Origin of the sequence: Clostridioides sp. ES-S-0001-03, from assembly GCF_020676075.1 — a bacterium.
Lineage (GTDB): Bacteria > Bacillota > Clostridia > Peptostreptococcales > Peptostreptococcaceae > Clostridioides.
This window is the reverse complement of record NZ_JACVWJ010000001.1, coordinates 574,863-594,939: the sequence shown is the minus strand read 5'-3', so window position 1 is coordinate 594,939 and position 20,077 is coordinate 574,863. Positions and strand designations below refer to the sequence as shown.

Genomic DNA, 20,077 nt, shown 5'->3' with positions numbered 1-20,077 from the left:
CTATTCTTCCTCCACTGTTGCCTTTATATCTTTTACTGTATGTAATTTCTTTACTAATTCTTTGTATTCTTCATCCAAAAACTCTTTTTTTATATTACTATCCCACTTTGAAAATATGTTTTTTATATCTCCCAGTACTTCTTCACCCTTATCTGTTACTCTCAATTGAAAAGCTCTACTATCATTAGGGTTTTGAATCTTTTCTATGTAACCATCTTGTTCTAATCTAGAGATAGTTCTTGTAGTATGAGCTTTATCCACCTCGAATTCTGTCGAAATATCATTCAAAGAACAATTCCTATTCTTATTGATATAAATTAAATAAAAATATAGACCATTCGTAAGCTTATATGGCTTTAGACATTTTTCACAATAAAGTTTAAAGTTCCTTTGTAAATAACAAATAATATACGATAAACTCTCATTCTGTAAATTTTTAAAATCCATTTTTAATTTCCCCTCTATAATTCTAATATAATATATTTGACTATATCAACTATATTATATTAAATACTTGATACAGTCAAGAATATTTTGCCTTATAACTGTATAATTTTATACTACCTTATAAAATTATCATAAAATATAATTCTTCTTTGGTTAGAATTTGTAATTTTTTATATACATCATACATAAATATATTTTATATAAAAGTTTATATTTTCAAGCAAATAATTTTTCGAAAATTGTCTAAATTCAGTAAAAATATGGTAATATATACATAAGCAATATAAATCTATAAAAGGGAGTGTTACATATGATATCTAATAAAATGCAAACTTTAGTTGCAAACAGCTCTGTTATAAGAGCCATGTTTGAAGAGGGAAAAAAACTTTCCGATATATACGGAGAAGAAAATGTTTTTGATTTTAGTATAGGAAATCCAAGTGTTGAGCCTCCAGAAACTATTAAAGCAGTTATAAGCGATATTTTAAATGAAGAATCTCCAAATCTAGTTCATGGATATATGAACAACTCAGGATATGAAGATGTAAGAGATGCTATTGCCAGCCACATAAATAAAAAAAATGGATTAAACCTTACAAGAGATAACTTAGTTATGACTTGTGGAGCTGCTGGTGGGCTAAATATCATTTTAAAAACTCTTTTAAATCCTGATGACGAAGTTATTGCTTTTGCACCATATTTTGGTGAATATAAAAATTATACAGAAAACTATGATGGAAAACTAATCGAAGTCCCTACAAATATAGAAACTTTTGAACCAGATTTAGATGCTCTAAAAAATGCTATTACTGCAAAGACAAGAGCTCTAATAATAAACACTCCAAACAATCCTACTGGTGTTATTTATTCTGAAGAATTGCTAAAAAACCTTGGAGAATTACTAGATACAAAACAAAAAGAATTTAATACAAATATATATTTAATTTCTGATGAACCATATAGAGAAATAATTTATGATGATGCTAAAGTTCCTTGTATATTAAAATACTATAAAAATTCATTTATAGGATACTCTTATAGTAAATCATTGTCTCTACCTGGTGAACGTATAGGATATATTGTGGCTAATGGAGAAATGGATGATTTTGATGATGTTATGTCTTCATTAAATGTTGCAAATAGAATACTTGGATTTGTAAATGCTCCTTCTCTTTTCCAAAGAGTTATTGCAAGAAGCTTAGATGCAGAAGTTGATGTAAATATTTACAAAAAGAACTTTGACCTTTTATATAATAGCTTAATAGAAATGGGATTTTCTTGTGTTAAACCTAGTGGTACATTCTATTTATTCCCAAAAGCTCCAATTGAAGATGATAAAAAATTCTGTGCTGATGCTAAACAATTTAATTTACTATTGGTTCCAGGTTCTTCTTTTGGTTGCCCAGGACACTTTAGAGTATCATACTGTGTATCTTACGATAAAGTTAAGAGTTCTCTACCAGCATTTGAAAAATTAGCTAAATTGTACAATTTAAAATAATTAAATAAATCTAATTACAAATAATTAGCTACCTTAGTGTAGAATTTTATATTCTATATTAAGGTAGCTTATAATTTTATAGCTTATATTTATATACCATTTTATACCAATGTACTTGAATATTGTAGCTTATAGTACTAGTATAAATTACAAGGAGGTGTTTGATTTGAAAAAAGGTTATGTTTATATAATACTAACTACCCTATTTTTTAGTTCAATGGAAATTAGTCTAAAGACAGTTACTAATGACTTTAATCCCATACAAATAACCTTATCAAGATTTTTTGTTGGTGGCTTAGTCTTATTACCTTTTGCTATAAAAAGATTAAAATCCCTTAGTCTTTCTATTACAAAATCAGATTTAAAATACTTTGCTTTTTTAGGTTTTATGTGTGTTGTAGTAAGTATGTCATTGTACCAGTTAGCTGTACTAAACACAAAAGCATCTGTAGTTGCTGTCTTATTTAGTTGTAATCCAGTATTTGTTATGCTTCTAGCTTATTTGATTCTAAAGGAAAAAATCTATAGGCACAATATAATTTCACTTATATTAGAAGTCCTTGGAATTATAGTTATTATAAATCCACTGCACACAAAATTAACTTTTAGTGGTATATTCTTAACACTATCTTCTGCCATTATTTTTTCAATGTACACTGTTTTTGGTAAAAGAAAAACGTTAAAATTTGGTGGAATAGTTGTGACTTGTTTCAGCTTTATATTTGGTAGTTTAGAAATGCTTGTATTGGTTCTACTTACTAGGATTAATTTTATATCAAATATATTAAATAAAAAAGGACTACATGTATTTGCAAATATACCTATTTTTAGTGGTTATACCTTACACAACATACCTACTATGATTTACGTATTTGTATTTGTTACAGGTGTTGGTTATGCACTTTATTTTATGGCAATGGAAGCTACATCTACTAGCCTTACATCTTTAGTATTTTTCTTTAAGCCAGTAATATCTCCAATATTGGCATTACTAATTCTTAAAGAATTTATTCCTATTAATATGATTATAGGAATTCTATTGATAGTGATTGGTTCAATAGTTTCTATTATACCTACAATAATAACTCAATCTCACAATAAACATATTGAGTCATTATATAAAAGTCAGTAATAAATATATACATAAGATTAAATTAATTAGTTTTTCACGCAATATAAAAGAGATGCTAGCATACTAGCATCTCTTAATTTTTTTATATAAATTTTCTATTTTGCTAAGTTTTGTAAAAAGCTATAAGTTTGTGGACAAGCTGCTTTTAATTTACTATTTGTGTCTTGATTTAAGTAGTAATATGCAAATGCCTCAGCAAAAAATTCTTCTGGATATACACCTAAATAATTTACATTTCCTAAAGAACGTCCTTCTTTAGCAAATATTTGTTTAAATTGTGCTGATTTAGAAATATCATTTAATGCAAGATGGTCTACTGCGTGTGCTGTTTCATGTAATTCTAAGTTTATTGCATCATGACCTTTACCTTTGTTACTAAATCCTATTCTAAGAGCTACTGTACTTCCACCTAAACCAGGAACATCATCCCAAGTTTTACCAGTATTTTCCCATCCCTTAGGAACTACACCTTTTAAATAAGCATATTCTTTTTCATCTGTTAATTTTCCACTTAATAATTTTATTTTTAAGTTATCTTGTTTTAATACATTTAAATATTTTCCATCTATATTAGCAAGTCTATTTATCATAGCATTAGCTTCTTTTTTATCGTAATTTCCATTTGGAAGAACCACTATTTCACTAAGTGTTTCTTTATTGTTTTTTAAAGTTGCACTATCTGCATGTGCACTTACTGGAACTGAACTTATTAAAAATATTGATATTATAGCGATTAATAATTTTTTACTTGGTTTCATATTATTCCCTCCTTTGAGTTAGGCCGGGAGTAATAAATTTCAAAATAAAAAAGATACCCAAGAGTATCTTTGTATATACAAAAAGAAATTTTTACTCTTTTCGGCAACTGGCTGGCGTAGTTTATTTAAACTTTAGCCCCTATAGCTTTGCGTGACTAGGTTTCCCTAGTTTTGCCTCGTTTAATTTTATATTTATATTATATCTTATATCTGTCTCTTTGTCTATAGTTTTTTGGATTTTTCTTCTAAAAAACGATTGTTTTTTTACATAATACTCCAAAAAAAAATATCTTCTAACAATATTCTCACTTGAAAATATTGTTTTAGAAGATATTTTTTAATATTACTTATATTTTTATAATGTTAGGGTCTAATTGATGTTTTTCTTTCTTCTCAATATAATAAGTCCTACAATAGCTCCTAATCCTAAAAGTATTTCTACAGTAATTGTAGTACTATCACCTGTCTTTGGTGGCACTGGTGGATTTACTACAGTATTATCTTTTACTGTATTATTCTTTTCCTGTGGCACTGGTGGGTTTACTACTTCTGGTATTGGAACAATTTGTTTAACAGGCTTTTCTATTACATCTTCTGATGGTGGTATTGGTGGATTTACTACCTCTGGTATAGGAGGATTTACCACGTTTTCTGATTGTGGTATTGGTGGATTTATTGTTGCTTCCTCTGTATCAGATGGTCTTGATGGTTTACTTGGCTTATCTGTACTTGGTGGCACTGGTGGATTCACTGTTGGTTCATCTGTACCTGGTGGTACTGATGGATTTACTGGAATATTTTCTTGTTTTACATTTTCTATATTCCCAATATCCACAATTTTACCAATATTTTTTCTATCAATTTCCACCTTTATTTTACCCTTTAATTTTTCATATCCACTTGGAGCCATTGTCTCCACTAAATAATATGTTCCTGGATTTTTGACACTAGATTCAATTATACCATCTTCATTACTAACTAAATCCTTAACTACTACTATTCCAAATGTATTTTCCAAATTAAATTTTGCACCTTCAAGAGCACTTTTATCTGAACTATCTACCTTTTTAGCTTCAAAAGCATATCCTTGTTTAGTAGTTTCTACACCAGGAGGACTTGAACCATTAATCTGAGCTACATTTTGTATGGTCTCCCCTACTTTTACATCTGTAAAATCTGCATCAAATGTAACCCAACCTTGTACAGGTTCACCTTCTTTTATTTGCTTAAATTCATATTTATTTACTAATCTTATAGTATTTTTTCCATCTTCAGCTTCTTTTTTAAGTTCAAGATTATCAGAGTATTTTATATTAGATATTTTTAATGTTGGATTTACTTCATCTAAAATATTTACTTGCCCTGCATCATAAACACCATAAGTTGACATGTTTATTTTATACTTAACTATTTGGTTATCATTTCCATCTAATACCTTTTTATCAACCTCTTTTTTGCCACTTATTAATCCAGAGTTCTTCTTAAAACTTATCTCATCTCTTTTATCTACTTGACTATTATTCGCATCAAGAACAGCTCTATTTGTATAACTATCTTCAATACTAATAACTTTTAATGTATATGCTATAAAGAACTTTGATTCTACTTCTTCTTCACTAAGATTAATTGTAAATCCAGTTATAACTTTTTCTACTTGCCCACTTTCATTTCTTTTTTCTTCTGTTTTATATGAAATATTATTTGCAATTTTTTCTTTACTCCAAGGAGTCCAGCCACCATTCATTGGAACTTCTACAACTCTAAAATCATGCCCAGCTTCTCCAGCAGTAGTTAATCTCATACCTTCTGGTATATTATCTGTTATAACCACATTACTTACTGGTGATTTATCATCATTTATTGAAATCTGATAGTTGATTACTTGACCTACTTGAGTAATATTTGTTGCTCCTGAATGCCCCTTAGTCAAAAGATAATCATTTCCTCTATCAAATATACTTACAATAGCATCATCTTCTTGAACTTTATTACCTGCAGATTCTAATCTAGCTATATTCTTATATTTGTTACCATGTTTTGCATTTTCATCACTAATTCTAGCCTTATACTTAACAGTATACGCTTTATCTATATCTCCAAAAGTAACTGAAATAGAATTTTCACCTTGTTCAATATTAAAATCACTTACTTCTTTTCCATTGCTTGCTACTATACTTACAGAATCTTTTATTAATGTCATTCCTTCAGGGAGTTCGTCATATAAAGTAATATCTTTTAATTCTTCTTCTTTTTCATTTACTTGTATAGTATAATTTACATCTTTATTTTTAACTGGCATAAATACAGTAGTTGACTCTCTTCCTTCAACAAGCTTCTTAAGTGTTCCTTTAGCTTCTTCAATGTCTTCTTTATCGCCAGGTTTTATTTCTATATCCACATCTCCATTTCCACTTTCTATCTTTCCAGTAGTTTCAATATGAATTTTGGCACTTGTTTCTTCATTAACTTTATTCACATATGCTTCTAATCCAATTTTTCCTTGCATTACACTTTGACCATTAGGTAATTCTCTAAATGTAAGCGTATACTCTCCATTACTCTCTGTTTTATCAAAACATTCACTTGTATAATCTAAATTAACTTTATTAAATACATCTGGAACCTTAAAAGTTATTGAGTCACCTGCTTTTATCCCTTTTGATGTTGGAGTATAAGTTAAATTAAATGTAATTTTTTTCATTGACTCTGTTTCTATTGCATCATTATTAATTTTTACGATAAATCCGTGGTCTTCATTATCTTCATTAAGTTCTTCTTCTAAAGTCTTAAGTAAATTTTCATCCTCTATCGAAGTTTGTTCTGGTTTCTTGTTTTCTTCTGGTTTCTCTCCTTCTGGAGTTTGCTCTGGCTTCTTACTTTCTTCTTGCTTATCTCCTTCTGGAGTCTGTTCTGGCTTCTTATTTTCCTCTTGTTTATCCCCTTCTGGCGTTTGCTCTGGCTTCTTATTTTCTTCTTGCTTATCTCCTTCTGGCGTTTGCTCTGGCTTCTTATTTTCTTCTTGTTTATCCCCTTCTGGAGTCTGTTCTGGTTTCTTATTTTCTTCTTGCTTATCTCCCTCTGGAGTCTGTTCTGGTTTCTTATTTTCTTCTTGTTTTCCATCTCCAGTTGGTAAATTATTTGAATTGCTTTGTATAGACCCACTGCCTTCTAATTCTGATGCATAAGATACAGATGGATATATTGTAGTAACTATCATACTTAAAATCATAATTAAACTGATTAATAATGCCTTTTTATTTCCTTTCTTCATATAGATTGCTCCCCTCTAATCTATTTACACTCTTGTAAAATTCCATAAATACCCAATATAATTTAACTTTTTTTATCAAAAAACTATACAAAAAAAGCTATGAAATAAATAAAATTTATATTCATAGCCGGTTGCACCATTGACTCTGTATACCCATAAGGTGCCCAGTAATAGGATATACTTCAACGTCTCTATAATTTTTTTATAAAAATAATTAAAAATTATTATATTCAAATTAAATACAGTTCTACATCCATTATATTATGTCTATGTTTTATTGTCTATATTTTTTACATTTTTTTCCTTTATTTTTTTATCATCATTAAATAAAATCCTTGTCTACAACAATTACACAATTATAATCAGGATTCATCTCCTTAACTAGTTTTGTTATATCTGCTTTTAGATCTTCTTCTGACATACCTTTAGAAAATTCAGAAGGATTAACTACTATATCAAAGACTAAATTCTTCTTACTTCCTTTTCCAACTATCCTAAAATCATGCATAGATTTTATAAGGCTGTTTTTCTTAAGTATTTCTTCAAGTTCTCTTTTTGATGATATAACCTCTTCATCATCAAGGCATATAGGGTCCATATGAATTACCAAATATATATCCAACTTTTCAGATATTTCTCTCTCAGCAGTATCTATAATTTCATGAATTTCCATTATATCTATATTCGCTGGAATTTCTGCATGTATAGATGCAATGCATCTTCCAACTCCATAATTATGGATTATTAAATCATGTGTACCTATTATATGTTCATAAGATAATAATAATTCTAAAATAGATTTGACCATTTCTTCATCTGGAGCTTCCCCAAGAAGAGGATTTATAGTATCTTTTACAAGAGAAAATCCTGCATAAAGTATTACTAATGATACTACAATACCTACATATCCATCTATAGGTAAATCAGTAAATCTAGCCAAAATAAAAGATATAACTACACAACTTGATGTAAATACATCTCCCAAAGCATCCAATGACACTGCTTTTAATGCTGATGAATTAATTTTATTTCCCATAAATTTATTAAAGCGACTCAACCATATTTTAACCATTATAGATGCAATTAAAAGTATCAGTGGTACTAATTCAAACTTTATAGGAACTGGATTTGTTATTCTTTCTATAGACGATTTCACAAATTGAAGTCCAACCAACATAACCATAAAAGCTACTATTAATGCTGATAGATATTCTATTCTACCATGCCCAAAAGGATGTTCTTTGTCAGCTGGTTTACTTGCTAGTTTAAACCCTATCATAGTTATTGCTGAAGATGCCATATCAGAAAGATTATTAAACGCATCAGCCATTATAGCTATACTTGATGTAAGTATACCTATAGAAACCTTTACTATAAATAAAACTAGATTAGATATTATGCCTACTATTCCTGCTACATAACCATACTTATTTCTAACAACTTTATCTTGAACATTCTCACTATCTTTGATAAATGTTTTGACTAGGATTTTTGAGAACATGAAACTTACCTCCCTGTCTTTTATTTTATTAATAAACTCGAAACTTGATATCTTTACTCATGATAACACAATTTAGATATAAAATTTCTTTAAACTTGTTCTATATCAGTAAAATATTCTTAATTTTCTTTTCTTATAGTTAATATGAAGTAGTTTTATATCTCTGACTAAAATTAATAATGTCTAATAAAATTGGTTCTAGATACTTTATACTTTTATCTAGAACCACTTTTATTATTTTATACCAACTATTTTATTTAACATAATTGAACCAGTTTCTGGACTTTCAAATTCAATTGTAACATTCTTTATATTAGATAAATTTATATTTCTAAATTTTTCAAGTGGTATTACTGTATCACTTATTGGAGTATATCTTGACCAGAATTCCATAAACTTCCCTTCTACATATTCATCTTTTATAACTTCTCCTTCAAAATACTTCATAGCAGATACTTTATCATTTTCTACAATGATACTGCTTTCTTTTCCCTTAGAATCAACTAAGCTAAGTTTGAAAGAAACTACATTATCTTTATTATTTAATTTACTAGGAGAGTTTAATGCCCATCTAAACTTTAGTGCAGAATAAGCTCCTAAGTTATTATTATTTAAAGGTAGTTCTATTTTTCCACTTTCAGATTTCCAATCAACTTGTAACAAGTCTAAATCTTCATTCACTCCAGTATTGATAAATATTTTTGCAGTATCTTTATTCAATCTCTCTGATTCAACCAATTCTTTTATATCAACATTACTTGAACTTATATTTTTAAATGTCTTTTTATTGAATAATTCTACAGATTCACTATATTTAACTTTATTTAAAGTCTGATATCCATACATTTTATAAGGCAATCCTTTTTTATTGAAGATAGGTGATTCACTACTATCAAACTCAAAAATAGATTTCATATAGTCAACTGCATAATTAGAGAAAAAATCTCTATGTTCTTCTTGTCCTAATTTCTCAGGATAAGTTCCATTAGTAGTCTGTGGCTTAGAAAACTCTTTTTCTCCTAAAACTGAGTTGTATGCATTATGATTTCCTCCCACTAGATAAGTTAGACCCAGTGGGCTTTTTCTATTTTTATCTAAAGATATATCATAAAAAATATCATCTCCACTATGAACAACATCTCCATCATACTCTGAAACTATTATTGCTGTTGGTATATCAGGAAACTTTTCTATCGGACTATTATACGCTGGTGTAAGTGATATAATTCCTTTTATCCCTTTGAATCCTTTTTGTATTTGGTCTTCTGCTATTTTAATTACCCCTGAACCTGCTACAGAATGTCCTATAAGACCAATTCTATTTAAATCAACTTTATCTTTGAGGTATAACCCAAATCCATTTTTCTTACCTTCGTTTATGTCTTTAAAAGTTTGTATATATGTTTGAGCTAAATAAGTTATTCTTTCATTTTCCACTGGTTCTCCATACTTAAAAGTATAATTTACTGAGGTATCAATAGATAATCCTATTATACCATTTTTTGCCAAAGCCTCAGTAAGATATTTAAATCCATCTTCAAAATCATTTTCTCCATCTCCATGTTGTCCATGAAAAATTAATACTACAGGTGCTTTTTCTTTTATATTTTCAGGTACTGATATTATTCCTTCCATATTAAATGGTATAGATTTACCTCTTATAACCATTTCTGATGTTCCTAAATTAAATTTATTAGTTTCAACCTTATTATTGCTATTTTTTGTTGAATTTATTTCATATGATATTTTTTCATTTGATACTGTATCCGAATTAGATTTATTTGTGCAACCCACAAGAAGAGCACTTATAACTATTATAGATAAAATTATACTGACCCACCTTTTAAACTTCATAAATATTTTCCTTTCTATATATCCCTTTAGATAAAATTTTTAAATTTTTATTAATTGCATTTATTCCTTAACATTCACTTATTAAGCTTTCTACTATTATAACCTATAGTCACTTCCTACTCATATAAATATAAAATAATATCACAAACAAATTCTCTATTATATTTTTCATAATACTAGTTATTTATATGCATCTTAATTGACAACTTTTATTTATTAAGTAGCATAGAAATATCTTATTTATAATCAAACCAACATATTTATAACAGATTTTTTATATTAATTTATATCTAAGTAAAATAAAAAATTCTTTATTAACAACATTTTTAAATCAATAAAAAATGCTCTATTTTCTACATATCAAAATTAATTCACATAACTTTTGCTCAAATATCTATTCAAAACATAAAAAAATGACTTTTAAATATACTCATGGTAGAATAAAACAAATAAGTCAATAAATTAAGATTTGGAGAAAAATTATGCTAGGAATATATTTCAGTGGAACAGGCAATTCAAAATATTGTATAGAAAAGTTTTTGCAGGAATATGATATGACATCAAAAGCATTTTCTATTGAAGATAAGCAATTGTTACATCAAATTAGTCAGCATAAAGATATTGTATTTAGCTATCCTACACAATACAGCAACATACCTAAAATATTAAAGGACTTTATAATCAATCATCAAAATTTATGGAAAGACAAGCGAGTTTTTATTATTGCAACAATGGGGTTATTCAGTGGAGATGGAGCAGGTATCTTAGCTCGTTTGCTTAAAAAATATGGTGCCGTCACTATTGGAGGTTTACATTTAAAAATGCCTGATAGCATTGCTGATGAAAAGGCATTAAAAAAGACTTTAGAAAGCAACAAGAAACTCATAACAAATGCAGAACAAAAAATAAAGCATGCTGTAAGAAAAATACAAGATGGAACTCCACCACAAGATGGAATCGGAATTTTTCATCATATAGCAGGTTTATTTGGACAAAGGTTATATTTTATTAATAAAACAAAATACTATTCAGACAAATTAAAAATAAGTGCTGATAAATGTATTGGCTGTGGAAAATGTGTAAGCCTATGTTGCTTGAAAAATATTGTTGTGAAAAATGGTGTTGCTATACCAGGAAATCAATGTACTATGTGTTATCGCTGTGTTAATAATTGCCCAAAACAGGCAATTACCTTATTAGGTAAACGTGTAATTGAACAAAGTAAAATTGAAAAATATCTATAATACAAGTTTCATTATAATTTAATTATGATGACTAATTAATTTAATTGATTAAAAAAAGACAGCTGACTATTTATCAACTGTCTTTTAAGTTAATACTCCATTAAATAAAATCTATGTTATATAATGATTGCTTTTAAAGCACCCTCATCAAAATACATCAGGATTAATTTAAGTCATTTATTTTTATATTTCCTTTGGGCAAATATAACGTGCCATCCCCTTGCTATGTTCGCCATATTCAATAGCTTCTTTTGGACATCGACATATACAAGCCATGCAATGAGTGCAATGATTTCCCCAGTTTGGCTTTCCATCATTAAGGTGTATATTTCCAAGTGGACATACATTTTCACATTTCTTGCAAGAAACACAAGCATCTGTCACATAAAATTTTTTAGAATGAACAAATACTGGATAAAATATATTATTGACCAATCCACTACTGAATTTAGCCTTAAATGTTGCTTTCGATTCTGGGAATGCTACATCAGTTCTAATACATTGTATTGTAGATGATATTTTCTGCTCAGCTTGTTCAATCGTTACTAGAGCTTCTTCTTTACTTGGTGTACTAAAAAGCGCAATATAGTTTTCTGGCATGACTACAGAAGCACATCCTCTGTAATTCATCCCTTTTGCTTTACACAATTTCTTCAAGTATGTGCCTGAATTGCCAATATCAGCCCCACAGGTCATTACAAAATAAATATTCTTATTTCCACTAAGTTCTGTTTTCATCAACCATTCATGCACAATACGTGGAATACGCCATGCATAAGTTGGTACAACGATAACCCATGGTCTTTCAGATGCTAAATGAGAATAATCCCTAGTTCGAATTTTTTCAAATATATTCAATACTTCATTCTGAAGCTCTTTACCCATTCTTTTTGCTACATATTCACTATTACCAGTCCCAGAAAAATATACAATCATAATTTTAGCAACTCCTTTATAAAATTCCTATTTTTAAACCCATACATATTTTTAACTTACTTAAATACTCAGATATACTTTTTATTTGTATTTTTACTCTTTTAGTTCTCCTCAATATGTTTCGTTAATGTTCTTTAACCATTATATCAGACAAAATAAATATTGCGACATTGGTAAAGAAACTCTTTACCATTAAAAGATTATATATCATTATTTCATATCAAATACTTTTAAAATTATGTTGTTTATCAGTTTATATCTTCAAGACTCTTTACATCATATCAGGACTCATTTAATGGCAGTAAATTAGTAGCAATAATAATCTTTAAATCTCACGAATATTTTGCTAAATACCATATTTTAATGGTCAATCATCTTTTTAAGTATAATAATGTACCATACAAAAAAGTGATAAATAGTATTTTGAAATCACTTACACAAAAACAAATAAAACCGCAAAAGCGTAGTATTAATACGATTTTGCGAAATTTTATAATCTAATTTTTATTATTAAGATTTACTTTCTTACTATTTTTTACTGTTCTAAGAAGTAATTTTACAAATTCATTTGACAATAGAATAGTCGATGCGAATAATATTATCTTTATCCACATATCAAACCCTAGTGACACTGAATTGAAGAAACTTTGGAATACTTGGGTAAATATTATTTGAATCACCCCTGTCACAACTATTACTTGTAATGCTAATTTATTTTTAAATAGATTTGGTATTGTACTGTTTAATCCAAATTCTCTACAATTTAATGCATTAAAAAGAGCACTGAATGCAAATAATGAAAATATAACTGTACCTTGTTCTTCTGGAGTTGCTCCCAATATATTAAAAGCTGATTGTGTAAATACAATTGTAATCATAAGTATAGCATTTATAACAATATTCACAGACATAGACCTAGCTATTATTCCAGAATGTCTATTTATTGGCTTTCTTTTCAATACATAATCTCTAACAGGTTCTAATCCTAACGCAAGAGCTGGAGGACCATCCATTATTATATTTACCCATAATAATTGTATTGTAGTAAATGGCATATCTTTACCAGTAAGTTGAGATATTATAGCAATTATAAATGCTACTATATTTACAGTAAGCTGGAACTGTATAAATCTTTGGAAGTTTTCATAAATACCTCTTCCCCATTTTATTCCCTCTACTATTGTACTAAAACTATCATCAGTCAATATTATATCTGCTGCATTTTTAGATACTTCTGTACCTGAGATTCCCATAGCGATACCAACATCTGCTTGACTAAGAGCTGGAGCATCATTTATACCATCACCTGTTACGGCTACAACCTCACCACTTTTTTGAAGTGCAGAAACTATTCTCATCTTTGTATCTGGTTTACTTCTTGCGACAATAGATATTCCTTTTATTTCTTCTCTTAACTCTTCATCTGTCAGTACATCTATATAGGTTGCTTCAACTGCCTTTTTACCATCATTCAATAATCCTAATTCATCTCCAATAGCAGTTGCTGTATTGATATTATCCCCTGTAAGCATTTTTACATCTACACCTGCATTAAATGCCTTATCAATAGACTCTTTAACACCTGCTCTCAATGGGTCTACTATTCCTACAAAGCCACTAAATACTAAATTTTCTTCCTTCTCATACCCTCTTGGATTTCCGATTAAATTCAATTCTCCTTCTGAAGTTATTGCAACTTCTGTTCTAGATTTAGTCATCTTTTTATAAGCAAACCCCAATGTTCTCATAGATTTAATTTGTAGTTTTTTAATTTCATCGAGAATACCTTTTTCTATTTTAGGAGTTATTGGGACAATACTTTTTCCTTGTTGTACATAAGAACATTTCTTTAATAATACTTCTGGAGCTCCTTTTGAAAGTAGTATATCTGAATCCTCTTGACGAATTAATGTTGACATTTTCTTTTCTTCTGAACTAAAGGGGATTTGTGATATTAAATAAGTTTGTTTTCTCATTTCATTATAATTTTTATCGTTATGATATAAAAGTAATGCACACTCTGTTGCACTTCCAATATATTTAAATGAATTGTCTTCCTTTTCTATATCAGCTGTTGAATTCACTATACAGTTTTGTTCAAAATAACTATTACTTTGATATTCTCCACTACTTATATACTTACCATCAACATATGCTACTTCTACCATCATCTTATTTTGTGTCAAAGTACCTGTCTTATCAGAACATATTACAGAGACAGAACCTATAGTTTCACAGGCTTCTTTCTTTGTTACTAATGCATTTATCTTTGCCATCTTTTGCATTGTTATGGCTAAAGTAATATTTATCATAGTTGGTAAACCTTCTGGTACTGTTGCAACTATTAAAGCAATACAAACCATATATGCATTTTTAGCAGGCTCTAATGATTGTAAAAAAGATAAAATACTGCTTGTATCCAAAATTAGCATACCTCTTCTTTGCATTTGTATAATCATAAACATACATAATAATGTAGCTATTACACCTGATATACCTGCTATTTTAGCACCTAACTTACCTAATTTAATTTGAAGTGGAGTTTGCTGGTCATCATTTGATAAGTTCTGTGCTATCTTACCCATCTCTGTCTTATCACCAATATGAGTAACAACCATTATCCCTCTACCATATGCTACAAGAGTTCCCCCAAATACCATATTGATTTGTTTTGCGGGTATTGTATCTTGTTCAATTATTTCTGTTTTAGAATAAACTACCTCCATATCTAATATAGCATCAGCATTTTTAGCTACATCATCAGATTCGCCTGTTAACATATCTTCTCTAAGCTTTAGATTTATAGATTGTATAAGCCTTCCATCTGCTGGTATCATATCTCCTGTTTCTATATATACAATATCTCCTGGTACTAAATCATTTTTTGATATTTTAACTATCTTTCCATTTCTAAGTACCTTTACCTCTATATTCTCTGTTAATTTTGATAGAGCATGAGCAGCTTTTTTAGATTTTCCTTCAGTTATTATACCTATGGAAATACCAATAAAGATAGCTCCTAAAATACCTAATGCATCATGCAATTCTCCCACAAATGAGCTTATTACTGCTGCTCCTATAAGAATTAATATCATAGGTTCTGTCAGACTTTCCCCCAACTCGTCCCAAAATGTTCGTCCTTCTTTTATCGTAAATTCATTTAATCCATATCTAAGCTTCCTCTCTTCTACCTCATTATCAGCAAGTCCAACTTCTGGATTTGTCTTTAAGTATTTTAAGACTTCTTTGGTAGGTTTATTATAATACCTCATAACTTTATCCCCCTTGTTAATTATCTATAGAGAATTATATGCTTATGATAGCTTGTATATTACTTTTCAAAAAAAATAAGGAGCTGTCTCAAAATTGATTTTTTTCTAATCAAATTTTAAGTTCAACTCCTCTGTTGAATTTTTATAAGCTATTTTTTACTACTTCTTTTTTAATTAATATTCTAAATTTTAATATTTAAGAAATTTGAGTACAAGAGGTAAAGCATATGTATTTTAAATAAAATTAATTTATCATTACACTAAAAAATTACTTTTTATAATAGCTAAATCCTTCACTTGCCATATAGCAAGCAACTAGATGATTCTGTTTATGTTCAAATAATTCAGGCATTTCTTTTCTACAATATTCTGCTGATACTGGACAACGCTCCACAAAAGGACATCCTTTTTCAGAATTCGAAAAAATTTTGACTTCGTCTTGTACATCTACTTCTTCATGTAGTATATTTCTGCTATTCGGATTTGGAGTCAAAACTGCACGCAAAAGCATCTGTGTATATGGATGTAAAGGTGTATTGTAAACCGCCTCAGCATTTCCAATTTCCACGATTCTACCAGTATACATCACAGCAATCCTATCAGAAATATAACGTACCATGCTTAAGTCATGTGAAATAAATAGATAAGTAAGACCAAGCTCCATCTTTAACTTATATAAAAGATTTATAATCTGACTCTGAATAGAATTATCCAGTGCTGACACTGGTTCATCACATATAATAAAATCTGGCTGAACCACGAGTGCACGTGCAATACTAATTCTTTGTCTTTGCCCTCCTGAAAACTCATGTGGGAAACGTCCTGCGTGTTCTCTCAAAAGCCCAGTCATTTCTAACAATTCATATACTTTTTGTGTTCTTGTATTTTTATCCAACATCCCATGAACCTTCAAATTTTCTGCAATAATAGATTCTACTGTCATATGTGGGTCTAAAGACATATATGGGTCCTGAAATATCATTTGTGTATGTTGTGCAAATGCCTTTCTTCTACTTTGTCTATGTAGTTCTAACTTTTTGCCTTGAAATAATATTTCACCTTCGCTTGATGGATATACACCCATAATAACTCTTGCAAGAGTTGATTTTCCACAACCAGATTCTCCAACAAGCCCTAGAGTTTCACCTTTATAAATAGTTAGGTTCACATGATTGACAGCAATATTTTTGCGCTTTCTTCCTAGAGGGAAGCTCTTGGATACATTATTTAATTCAAGTAATTTTTCCATCATCCAATTCCTCCTTTGGAAAACTTTCATGCAGACGCCAACAAGAAGCACTGTGACTATTTGAAACCTCAAATAAAGGTGGCTCTTCTCTCAAACAAATCTTCATACAATATGGACACCTCTTTGAAAAAGAACAACCGACTGGCAAATCAGATAAGTTTGGTGGACTTCCCAATATAGATATGCGTTCCCCTATAACACCTGATGTAGGAAGTGTTCTTAACAGTGCCTGTGTATATGGGTGTGTTGCTCTATTAAAAAGTTCTTTCACACCACTTTCTTCCACAATTTTTCCAGCATACATCACTGCTACACGGTCTGCCAAGTTTGCTACAACACCAAAATCATGAGTAATCAAAAGTACAGCTGTTCCCATCTCTTTTCTAATTTTAGCAATCAATTTCAAGATTTGCAGTTGTGTAGTAACATCAAGAGCTGTTGTTGGTTCGTCTGCAATAAGTAGTTTAGGATTGCATGCCAAAGCCATAGCAATCATTACACGTTGTTGCATACCTCCTGAAAATTGATGAGGGTACTGTTCTGCTTGTAGTTCAGCATTTGGTATCTGTACCATTTCAAGTAATCTAACTGCCTCTTTCTTACAATCAGATGATGACATTTTCTCTTTTCTATATAGTGACTCTGTAATCTGCTTACCTATTTTCATTGTAGGATTCAAACAGGTCAAAGGGTCTTGAAAAATCATACTTGCTAAAGTACCTCTTATTCGTTCCATCTCTTTTTCTGATGCATTCAAAATATCAAAATTGAGAAGTTTCAATTCCTCAGCCATAATTTTAGCTGGTGGTGAAGGATTTAGTTGCAAAATTGACTGTGCCATTACACTTTTACCACAACCACTTTCACCCACTAACGCAAGAATCTCGCCACTGTTCATGGAAAGCGATACACCTCGAACTGCATTTACTGTTCCTTCGTACATATCAAAAGATACATTTAATTCCTTAATTCTTAGAATGTCGTCCATAATAAGCAGACCTCCTTAATCTAGGATTTAGAGCATCTTGAAGTTGGTCTCCCAAGAGATTGAAAGAAAGCATTATCAGACAAATAAATAATCCTGGCACTACAAGCCTTGCTGGATAAGTCTGAAAAACAGCAACACCTTCATTTGCCATAATTCCCAATGATGGATATGGTGGTGGAACTCCCATTCCCAACATTGATAGGAATGCTTCTGTAAATATAATTCCTGGAATGCTCAATGTCATGTGTACAATTATAATACCTAACATATTAGGAATTAAGTGGAAGAAAATAATCCGTCCCATACTTGCTCCCATAATTTTTGCAGCAATTATAAATTCTCTCCCCATAAGAGAAACCACCTGTCCTCTTACCAATCGTGCCATACTAGTCCATCCTACAAGGGTATAGGCAATAATCAAAGTTCCAATTCCCTGTGGAAGCACTGCCATAAGTAAAAGAACAACAACAAGGTATGGAATTCCACTAATGATTTCCAATGTACGCATCATTACATTGTCAACCATACCACCTATATATCCAGAAATACTACCATATACTACTCCTACTATGCAGTCTATGATAGCTACCACCCCTGCTACTAGAAGTGATACTCGTGTCCCATACCAGATACGTACAAAAATATCACGCCCAAGATTATCTGTACCAAAGATATGAGTAAAACCACTACTCATATCTTTACTAAAAAAGGGGTTATTTGCATATGCCACATTCTGAGATGAAAAATCAAAATTACAAAATATTGGAAAAAATACTGAACCTATCATAAGAATAAGTATCATTATAAATGATACTACTGCAATTTTATTGTGGCGTAGTATGGATATGGTCTCCCTTGCAAAACTCATAGAGGGATACACCTGTTCGTTATTAGTCATATCTGAATTACAGCCATCAATAGATGAAAAATCTTCATGAACAAGTACTCTTTTACTACTATCTATTTTCCTCACCTCCTAATCTCACGCGAGGGTCTATACAGCTGTTCAAAATATCCACGATTAGATTACACAACACAAGAAACATACCAAAAAATAATGTTGTTCCTATAATCACTGGATAGTCATTGGCCTGTACTGAGTCCACAAAGTATTTTCCAAGACCTGGAATAGAAAATACATATTCTACAGCAAATGTCCCAGTCAACAGAACTGCTGTCATAGGACCAAGAACTGTTATCACTGGCATTAATGCATTGCGTAGACAATGATGAAGGATAATATCTTTTTTCTTGATTCCTTTCACTTTTGCTGTACGAATATAATCCTGCCCAAGTACATCAAGCATACTAGAGCGCATTAATCTTCCAATACTTGCCATAGAGCCAAAAGCTAGCGCAAATGCAGGTAAAATCTTGCTATTTTCACTCCCCCATCCTATAATTGCAAAAAAATGGATACCAGTAAATTGAAACAGCACAATTCCAAAAAAATACTGCAACAAAGCACCAATAATAAATGATGGAACAGACACCCCAAGAAGCACCAAAATCATCATCAATGTGTCCCACTTTGTCCTATGCTTCAAAGCAGCTATAATACCTGACAAAAATCCCAAAATGATTGCAAAAATCAAAGCCCGTATTCCCAGTTCTAAAGAAACTGGGAATGCCTGGGCTATAATATCTGTGACTTGACGACCAGAAACAATTGAAGAACCAAAATCTCCATGTATCAAATTATTCACATATATTCCGTACTGCTCTAATACAGGTTTATCTAGACCATATTTTGTGGCTAAAGAAGCTTTTATCTCAGGATTAATTACCTTAAGTCCAGAAAAAGGGTCTCCTGGAAGCATCTGCATCAGTAAAAATGTAATGGAAATCAAAACCCATACAGTAAGTACCGCATAAATAAGTCGCTTAGCGATATACCTCATTTGTAAAGACATATTGTCTGCTC

General features: G+C 30.1%; 14 protein-coding genes and 2 riboswitches. Of the genes, 3 read left to right on the top strand and 11 right to left on the bottom strand.

The features are described from left to right. Entirely contained in the window at nt 1-447 is a 447-nt protein-coding gene (gene bilQ, locus IC174_RS02555; RefSeq protein ID WP_227434403.1) for a bilirubin utilization transcriptional regulator BilQ, read from the bottom strand. A gap of 310 nt (nt 448-757) precedes the next feature. Here bilQ and IC174_RS02550 point away from each other — a divergent pair, with 310 nt between their 5' ends. Further along, nucleotides 758-1,948: a pyridoxal phosphate-dependent aminotransferase gene (locus tag IC174_RS02550; protein WP_227482085.1), complete on the top strand. Its 1,191-nt coding sequence runs from the start codon at nt 758-760 to the stop codon at nt 1,946-1,948. A 166-nt stretch (nt 1,949-2,114) separates the two neighbouring features. Beyond that, nucleotides 2,115-3,080, top strand: coding sequence for a DMT family transporter (locus tag IC174_RS02545; RefSeq protein ID WP_227482084.1), 966 nt, complete (start codon nt 2,115-2,117; stop codon nt 3,078-3,080). Between the two features lie 95 nt (nt 3,081-3,175). On the opposite strand, the gene IC174_RS02540 is transcribed toward IC174_RS02545, so the two are convergent. The 4 genes from IC174_RS02540 to IC174_RS02525 form a co-directional block, all read right to left on the bottom strand. Continuing rightward, nucleotides 3,176-3,838: an anthrax toxin lethal factor-related metalloendopeptidase gene (locus IC174_RS02540; RefSeq protein ID WP_227434400.1), complete on the bottom strand. Its 663-nt coding sequence runs from the start codon at nt 3,836-3,838 to the stop codon at nt 3,176-3,178. Nucleotides 3,839-3,937: 99 nt separating this feature from the next. Continuing rightward, nucleotides 3,938-4,024: riboswitch (cyclic di-GMP riboswitch) on the bottom strand. Nucleotides 4,025-4,208: 184 nt separating this feature from the next. Further along, a complete protein-coding gene (locus IC174_RS02535; RefSeq protein WP_227482083.1) occupies nt 4,209-7,109 on the bottom strand; it encodes an SrtB-anchored collagen-binding adhesin in 2,901 nt (966 codons plus the stop codon). Between the two features lie 116 nt (nt 7,110-7,225). Further along, nucleotides 7,226-7,311, bottom strand: a riboswitch (cyclic di-GMP riboswitch). 120 nt (nt 7,312-7,431) lie between these two features. Beyond that, nucleotides 7,432-8,610 (bottom strand): cation diffusion facilitator family transporter, encoded by a 1,179-nt coding sequence (locus IC174_RS02530; RefSeq protein ID WP_227434398.1) that lies wholly within the window; start codon nt 8,608-8,610, stop codon nt 7,432-7,434. Nucleotides 8,611-8,844: 234 nt separating this feature from the next. After that, entirely contained in the window at nt 8,845-10,464 is a 1,620-nt protein-coding gene (locus IC174_RS02525; protein ID WP_227434397.1) for a hypothetical protein, read from the bottom strand. A gap of 482 nt (nt 10,465-10,946) precedes the next feature. On the opposite strand from IC174_RS02525, the gene IC174_RS02520 reads away from it, so the two are divergent. Further along, the gene (locus IC174_RS02520; RefSeq protein ID WP_227482082.1) at nt 10,947-11,708 is read left to right on the top strand and encodes an EFR1 family ferrodoxin; all 762 of its coding nucleotides are present in this window, start codon (nt 10,947-10,949) and stop codon (nt 11,706-11,708) included. A gap of 183 nt (nt 11,709-11,891) precedes the next feature. Here the strand turns inward: IC174_RS02520 and IC174_RS02515 are convergent, their stop codons facing one another. The 6 genes from IC174_RS02515 to IC174_RS02490 all read right to left on the bottom strand — a co-directional run bounded on the left by IC174_RS02515 (nt 11,892) and on the right by IC174_RS02490 (nt 20,066). Continuing rightward, nucleotides 11,892-12,644, bottom strand: a complete 753-nt coding sequence (locus IC174_RS02515; protein ID WP_227482081.1) for an EFR1 family ferrodoxin — start codon at nt 12,642-12,644, stop codon at nt 11,892-11,894. Nucleotides 12,645-13,141: 497 nt separating this feature from the next. Beyond that, nucleotides 13,142-15,916 carry a calcium-translocating P-type ATPase, PMCA-type gene (locus IC174_RS02510; RefSeq protein ID WP_227482080.1) on the bottom strand — a complete coding sequence of 925 codons (2,775 nt, stop codon included), beginning with the start codon at nt 15,914-15,916 and terminating at the stop codon, nt 13,142-13,144. 268 nt (nt 15,917-16,184) lie between these two features. Next, the gene (locus IC174_RS02505) at nt 16,185-17,165 is read right to left on the bottom strand and encodes an ABC transporter ATP-binding protein (protein WP_227482079.1); all 981 of its coding nucleotides are present in this window, start codon (nt 17,163-17,165) and stop codon (nt 16,185-16,187) included. Then, the gene (locus tag IC174_RS02500; RefSeq protein WP_227482078.1) at nt 17,149-18,153 is read right to left on the bottom strand and encodes an ABC transporter ATP-binding protein; all 1,005 of its coding nucleotides are present in this window, start codon (nt 18,151-18,153) and stop codon (nt 17,149-17,151) included. The genes IC174_RS02505 and IC174_RS02500 overlap by 17 nt, the downstream gene beginning before the upstream one ends. Next, nucleotides 18,131-19,126 (bottom strand): ABC transporter permease, encoded by a 996-nt coding sequence (locus tag IC174_RS02495; protein WP_227482077.1) that lies wholly within the window; start codon nt 19,124-19,126, stop codon nt 18,131-18,133. The genes IC174_RS02500 and IC174_RS02495 overlap by 23 nt, the downstream gene beginning before the upstream one ends. After that, on the bottom strand, nt 19,110-20,066 hold the full coding sequence (locus IC174_RS02490) for an ABC transporter permease (protein WP_227482076.1): 957 nt from the start codon (nt 20,064-20,066) through the stop codon (nt 19,110-19,112). The genes IC174_RS02495 and IC174_RS02490 overlap by 17 nt, the downstream gene beginning before the upstream one ends. Between the last annotated feature and the right edge of the window lie 11 nt (nt 20,067-20,077).